General features: G+C 74.3%; 5 protein-coding genes. 3 read left to right on the top strand and 2 right to left on the bottom strand.

Annotation, left to right across the window (positions count from 1 at the left end; all coding sequences use genetic code 11):
- Nucleotides 1-367: 367 nt before the first annotated feature.
- From ACFCX4_RS33710 to ACFCX4_RS33700, 3 genes are all read left to right on the top strand, one after another.
- Nucleotides 368-1,825, top strand: coding sequence for an MFS transporter (locus ACFCX4_RS33710; protein WP_376150850.1), 1,458 nt, complete (start codon nucleotides 368-370; stop codon nucleotides 1,823-1,825).
- A 56-nt stretch (nucleotides 1,826-1,881) separates the two neighbouring features.
- Nucleotides 1,882-3,243, top strand: a complete 1,362-nt coding sequence (locus tag ACFCX4_RS33705; RefSeq protein WP_376150848.1) for a cytochrome P450 — start codon at nucleotides 1,882-1,884, stop codon at nucleotides 3,241-3,243.
- 117 nt (nucleotides 3,244-3,360) lie between these two features.
- Complete coding sequence (locus tag ACFCX4_RS33700) at nucleotides 3,361-4,383, top strand: L-tyrosine/L-tryptophan isonitrile synthase family protein (protein ID WP_376150846.1); 1,023 nt, start codon at nucleotides 3,361-3,363, stop codon at nucleotides 4,381-4,383.
- On the opposite strand, the gene ACFCX4_RS33695 is transcribed toward ACFCX4_RS33700, so the two are convergent.
- Nucleotides 4,368-5,279, bottom strand: a complete 912-nt coding sequence (locus tag ACFCX4_RS33695; RefSeq protein ID WP_376150844.1) for an ABC transporter ATP-binding protein — start codon at nucleotides 5,277-5,279, stop codon at nucleotides 4,368-4,370. The two genes, ACFCX4_RS33700 and ACFCX4_RS33695, sit on opposite strands and share 16 nt — an antisense overlap.
- Nucleotides 5,276-6,364 carry a FecCD family ABC transporter permease gene (locus ACFCX4_RS33690; protein ID WP_376150852.1) on the bottom strand — a complete coding sequence of 363 codons (1,089 nt, stop codon included), beginning with the start codon at nucleotides 6,362-6,364 and terminating at the stop codon, nucleotides 5,276-5,278. Before ACFCX4_RS33690 ends, ACFCX4_RS33695 begins: the two co-directional genes overlap by 4 nt.
- Nucleotides 6,365-6,369 lie beyond the last annotated feature (5 nt).

Raw genomic sequence — 6,369 nt, 5'->3', positions numbered from 1 at the left:
CGGGGTGACGAACCCCGTGCGCCGCCCTCCGCGCATTCCCGGCCCCGTCGGCCGAGGCGCGGCGGCCGGAGCCGCGGCGGCCGGCATCCCGGTGGACGGACCCGCAGTGGACGCGATCCCGGTGAACGGCACCCCGGTGGCCGGCACCCCGGCCCGCCGGCCGGACCGGCCCCGCAGGCGGCCCAGGACTCGTGCACGAAGTGACTGGTGGGACAGGCGGGGCAGATCAGCCACCGCCGTCACGATCCGGCCAAGCCACAAAAATCCCCCACCTGTTCGGAACTGGCGCCGGAGTACCTCCGACTGCTGTACCGGACGCCGCCGCCGAGATGGTGTCCGGACAGCACGGGGGAACGGAGGATGACCCATGGCAACGCAGCAGTCGGCAGCCACCGGCGCACCGGGTGACCGCCCGGTGGGGCCGGAGGACCGGTGGAGCCTGGTCGTCGCCGCCGGCCTGATCTCCTTCGTCGCGATGCTCGACATGAACGTCGTCAACCTCGCGCTCACCGACATCGCCGACGCGCTCGACGTCTCCCCCACCACCGCCCAGTGGGCCGTGCTCGGCTACCAGCTCCCCCTGGTCGCCCTGCTGCTGCCCGCCGGACGCTGGCTGGACCAGGTCGGCCTGCGCGCCGCCCTCCTGCTGTCCGTCGGCTGCTTCGCGCTCTGCAGCGCGCTGGCCGCCGTCGCGCCCTGGGCGAGCTGGCTGATCGCCGCCCGGCTCGCCCAGGGCGCCTTCGGCGCCGTGCTGTTCGTCCTGATGCCGGTCCTCGCGGCCACCGCCGTCCGCCCGGAGCTGCGCGGCCGGGCGATGAGCGTGCCCGCCACCCTCGGCCCGCTCGGCGCCGTGACCGGACCGGTGATCGGCGGCCTGCTGCTGGACCACGTCGGCTGGCGGGCCATCTTCCTCGTCAAACTGCCGATCTGCCTGGCCGCCTGGCTGATAGCCCAGCGGGACGCCCCGCGCGGCGGCGGACGGCTCCGGCTGCCCGACCGCTCCTCGCTCGGCGACGCCGCGCTGATCGGTTCGGCGGTCGCCGCCGTGCTGCTCGGCCTCACCCTGGCCCCCGACGCGCCGCTCTGGCTGCTGCTCGCGCTGCCCTCGGTACCGCTGGTGCTGTTCTGGCTGCGCCGCCCCGGCGGCCGGCCCGTGGCCGGCGTGCTCCGGGCCTCCGGCACCGCCGCAGTGAACGGCTCCGTCCTGGCCCTGGCCGCCGGCTTCGGCGCCAACCACTTCCTGCTCGCCCAGTTCCTGCGCCGGGACGACGGCGCGAGCGCCACCAGCACGGCGATCACCATGCTGGCCTTCCCGCTCGGCATGGTCGTGGCCGGCCGCTTCGGCGGGCGGCTCGCGGACCGCTGGGGCGCCCGCCCCACGGCGCTCACCGGAGCCGCCGTGACCGCGCTCGGCCTGCTGCTGCTCGTCCCGGTGGACACCGACTGGTCCTCCCCGGACATCTCCTGGCGGCTCGCCCTGGCCGGCGTCGGCATGGGCCTCAACGGCGGCCCGGTCCAGGCCCTGGTGATGACCGCGGCCCCGCCCGGCCAGCTCGCCACCGCCGGCTCGGCCGTCCAGCTGTCCCGCAGCCTCGGCTTCGCGCTCGGCCCGGCGCTGGGCACCGCCGCCACCCTGTACGGCACCACCGAGATCGCCGGCGTGCGGGCCGGTCTCACCCTCGCCGGAACCGCCGCGGCCCTGGCCGTCGCGCTGCTGGCCCTGTACCACCGCACCAGTACCACCAGGAGCGCCGCCGGTGCCACCGGCGCCACCGACGGCGCGAGCACCACAGGAACCGACCGGTCGATCCGCAGCCGAGTGTGACCTGTCATCACACCCCCTCCTGCGCACGGCAGATCCTTACCGGAGGAACATCCGCAATGACCGACACCGTTCACGACCCGGCCGCGGCGGGCGCGACGCCCGACGGGCCCCGCTGCCCGTTCGGCCACGACGAACTGCCCGACCCCGTACCGCTGTCCGGCCCCGAGTACAAGAGCGACCCCTACCCGCTGTACCGGCGGATGCGGGCGGCCGGCCCCGTCCACCGGGTGGTCTTCCCGAGCGGCGTCGGCGCCTGGCTGGTCACCGGCTACAAGGCCGCCCACGAGGCGCTCAACGACCCCCGGCTGGGCAAGAACCACTCACTCGGCAACGAGGACTGGCGCCGGCTCGCCTCGATCATGCCCGAGCCGCAGCACTCCCAGCTCCAGGTGCACCTGCTGCACCAGGACCCGCCGAAGCACACCACCATGCGCAAGCTCGTCCTGGACGCCTTCGCGCCGCGCCGGGTGGAGGCACTGCGCCCGCGGATCCAGGAACTCGCCGACGCCCTGATCGACGAGCTGCCCGCCACCGCCCCGGCCGGCGGCACCGACCTGGTGGCCGGGTTCGCCGCCCACTACCCCTTCCGGGTGCTGGCCGAGGTGATCGGCCTCCCGCAGGAACTGGCCGTCCGCTTCGACCGCGACTGGGGCAAGGTCGTGCAGCCGGTCGGTCCGCAGGACCCGGGCCGACCGGCGTACGAGGGCCGGCTGCGCGGTCTGCAGGGCTACATCGCCGACGTGGTCGCCCACAAGCGCGCGACCTACGACCCCGCCGGGCCCGACGTGGACCTGCTCGGCCGGCTCGTCGCCGCCTGCGACGCCGGCGAGCTGAGCCCCGAGGAGCTCGACTCGATGGTGTTCCAGCTGCTGGTCGCCGGCCAGGAGCCGGTCACCAACCAGATCACCACCATGCTGATCACCCTGCTGCGCAACCCGGACCGGCTCGACCGGCTCTGCGCGAGCCTCGGCCCGGACCAGGAGAGCGCCGAACCCGGCCTGCTGAACCGCGCCGTCGAGGAACTCCTGCGCTACGACGGCGCGTTCGAGCTCACCACCTGGCGCTTCTTCGGCGCCGACAGCGACCTGCACGGGACCACCGTCCCGGCCGGCGACTCGGTGATCGTCTCGCTCGGCGCCGCCAACCGCGACGAGGAGCAGTTCCCGGACACCGACGTCCTGGACTTCGACCGCTCCCCCAACGCCCACCTGGCCTTCGGCCACGGCATCCACTACTGCCCCGGCGCCGCCCTGGCCCGGGCCGAACTCCAGATCGCCATCGGCACCCTGCTCGGCCGGCTCCCCGGGCTCCGCCCGTCCGCCGCCGAGGGCGAGCACATCGATTCGCTCGCCTGGGTGCCCGCCGTCCTCGCCCGCGGGGTCAACCGGCTCCCGGTCGCCTACGACCGCCGGACCTGACCACCCGAGAAGGGCCGACCACGCCTCTCCCTGTACCCACCACAGCGTCCCGGCGACAGCCGCCGGGGCGTGGCTCCGCCTGCCCGAAGCCCGTACACCGTTCCGTGGAGGACCACCATGCCGCCCGCCGGCACCGTCACCAGCAACTCCGGCAACTCCCAGACCGCCATCAACGAGAGCAACGGCACCGTGAGTACCAACACCAGCACCTACACCGCCCCTGACCAGCAGACCGTCGCCCGGATCTCCGCCGGGATCCTCGACCTGCTGCTCCCGCACCGCCGCGCCTCCGACCCGGAGGTCGACGCCACGCCCGCCGACTTCCCGCTCCAGATGGAGCAGCTGGCGGACTTCATCAACGCCGGGGACCCGATCCTCTTCACCCTCCCCGGGTTCCCCTGCAAGTCCCCCAACCTCGTCAAGGTGCTCAGCCACCTGCCCGACGAGGGCGAGCGGCTCTCGCTCACCTTCCTCAACGGGCTCGCCGAGCAGATCGGCAAGCTCTACGAGCCCGGGGCCAAGATCCTGATCTGCTCCGACGGCCACATCTTCGGCGACCTCATCCACGTCCCCGACGACCACATCGACCAGTACTCCGACGAGCTCTCCGCGCTGATCGAGCGCGAGGGCCTCGGCCACCTCGACACCTTCGACCTGCGGGCCGTCCTCGGCGACCTGCCGTTCGACGAGAAGCGCGCCCGGGTGCACGCCAAGTACGCGCCCACCAAGGAGGAGCTGCGCGAGCAGGTGCTCACCGACGAGGAGACCGCCAAGCTCTATCGCGGCATCACCCGCTTCCTCACCGAGGACACCGCCAACTGGACCGGCACCAAGTCGGCCCTGCAGCGCGACTGCCGCCAGCGCGCCTACGGCGTCATCCAGCGCAGCCGCGCCTGGGGCGACCTGATCGCCGAGCAGCACCCCCGCTCGTTCCGGCTCTCCATCCACCCGCAGAAGGTCGGCGTGCTGAAGTTCGGCATCCGCCTGCTGGAGCACACCGACATGTGGATGACGCCCTGGCACTCCTCGGTGCTCCACCGCCCGGACGGCGAGTGGGAGCTGATGCGCAGCGAGGAGGCCGCCAAGGTCGGCCGGCTCGTCGAGCGGGGCGGCCGCCCCAGCCACTACGAGACCTCCTGACGCTCGGCGGCGGCGGGGACCGCGGCGACCGGTAGCGCCGAACGCGCCCGGTCCTGCGCCCCGGAGATCGGCAGCACCACAGCGGCCGGCGCGTCCGGTTCCGGTGACCCCGGGACCGGCGCGCCGGCCGGCGCACGATGGTCGAACGCGATCAACGGGTCACCCGTGAGCGGGTGTTCGACCACCGCCGCGCGAACGCCGAACACCTCGGCCAGCAGCTCCGGGGTGAGCACCTCGCGCGGCTTCCCCGAGGCGACCAGCGCGCCGTCGTGCAGCACGTGCAACCGGTCGCAGACCGAGGCGGCCGCGTTCAGGTCGTGCAGCGCCACCAGCGTGGTGCGGCGCTGCTCGCGCAGCAGCGCCAGCAGCTCCACCTGGTGCCGGACGTCCAGGTGGTTGGTCGGCTCGTCCAGCACCAGCACGTCGGGCTGCTGCGCCAGCGCCCGGGCCAGCAGCACCCGCTGGCGCTCGCCGCCGGAGAGCTGGGCGAACCGCCGGTCCGGCGCGTGCGCCATGCCGACCCGCTCCAGCGACTCGGCGACCAGCCGGTGGTCCTCCGCGTCGTCCTTGGCGAAGGCCCGCTTGTACGGGGTGCGGCCCATCGCGACCACCTCGCGGACGGTCAGCTCGAAGTCCCCGCCGCGCTCCTGCGGCAGTGCCCCGATGTGCCGGGCGGACTCCGCCGGGGTCAGCTCCGACAGCTCCCGCCCGGCCAGCAGCACCCGTCCGGCACTCGGCTTCAGGTGCCGGTACACGGTACGCAGCAGACTGGACTTGCCGCTGCCGTTGGGGCCGACCAGGCCGGCGATCTCGCCCTCCTCGGCGACCAGGTGGACGCCCGCCACCACGGTCCGCCCGGCCAGGGCGACGCTCACGTCTTCGACGGCGATTCTCAATTCCGCTCCAGTCGTCGGTCCAGCAGGTAGAGCAGGGTGGGCGCGCCGAGCAGCGCGGTGACCACGCCGATCGGCACCTCCTGGCCGTCGAGCGCGGTGCGCGCCAGCAGGTCGACGACCACCAGCAGCACCGCGCCGGTGAGGGCGGACAGCGGCAGCAGCCGGCGGTGGTCGCCGCCGACCAGCATCCGGCACACGTGCGGGACCATCAGCCCGACGAAGCCGATCGCCCCGGAGACGGCGACCAGCACCCCGGTGAGCACACTGGTCACCGCGAAGATCTCCCGGCGCAGCCGGGCCACGTCGACGCCGAGGCCGGCCGCCGTCTCGTCGCCCATCAGCATCGCGTTCAGCCCCCGGGCCCGGCCCTGGAGCAGGGCCGTCCCGAGGACCACCGCGGCGACCGGGACGGCGAGCTGGTCCCAGGTGGCGCCGCTCAGACTGCCCATCAGCCAGAACAGCACGCCCCGGGTCTGCTGCTCGTCGCCGGTCTGCAGCACCAGGTAGCTGGTGAGGCCGGTGAGGAACTGGCCGATGCCGATGCCCGCCAGCACCAGGCGCAGCGGGGAGAAGCCGCCCCCGCGCCGGGCCAGCAACCACACCAGGGAGAACGCGGCGAGCGCGCCGAGGAAGGCCGCCACCGAGACGGTGAGGCCGGCGATGCCGCCGATGGTCAGCTCCAGGCCGAGGCCGGTGCCGAGCACGATCACGCCGACCGCGCCGAGCGAGGCCCCGGAGGAGATGCCGAGCAGGAACGGGTCCGCGAGCGGATTGCGGACCAGCGCCTGCACGGCGGTGCCGACCACGCCGAGACCGGCCCCGACCGCGGCCGCCAGCAGGGCGCGGGGAACCCGCAGTTGCCAGACGATGAGGTCCCGGGTGCCGGGCGCCGGATGCTGCCCGGTGACCCGGCGGCCGACCACCTCCCACACCTCGCCGGGCGGGATGTCCACCGAGCCGAGCGAGACGGCCGCGGTCAGCGCGACCAGCAGCGCGGCCGTGAGCAGGGCGGCGAGCGGACCGGCGCGCAGCGTCCGGGCGCGCTTGCGCCCGGCGGAGGCGCCGTCCGCCGCGGCGGACGCCACGGCGG

Origin of the sequence: Kitasatospora sp. NPDC056327, assembly GCF_042261735.1 — a bacterium.
In the GTDB taxonomy this organism is placed as follows: domain Bacteria; phylum Actinomycetota; class Actinomycetes; order Streptomycetales; family Streptomycetaceae; genus Kitasatospora.
Note: the sequence above shows the minus strand (reverse complement) of the source record. Positions and strands in the feature narration are given on the sequence as shown.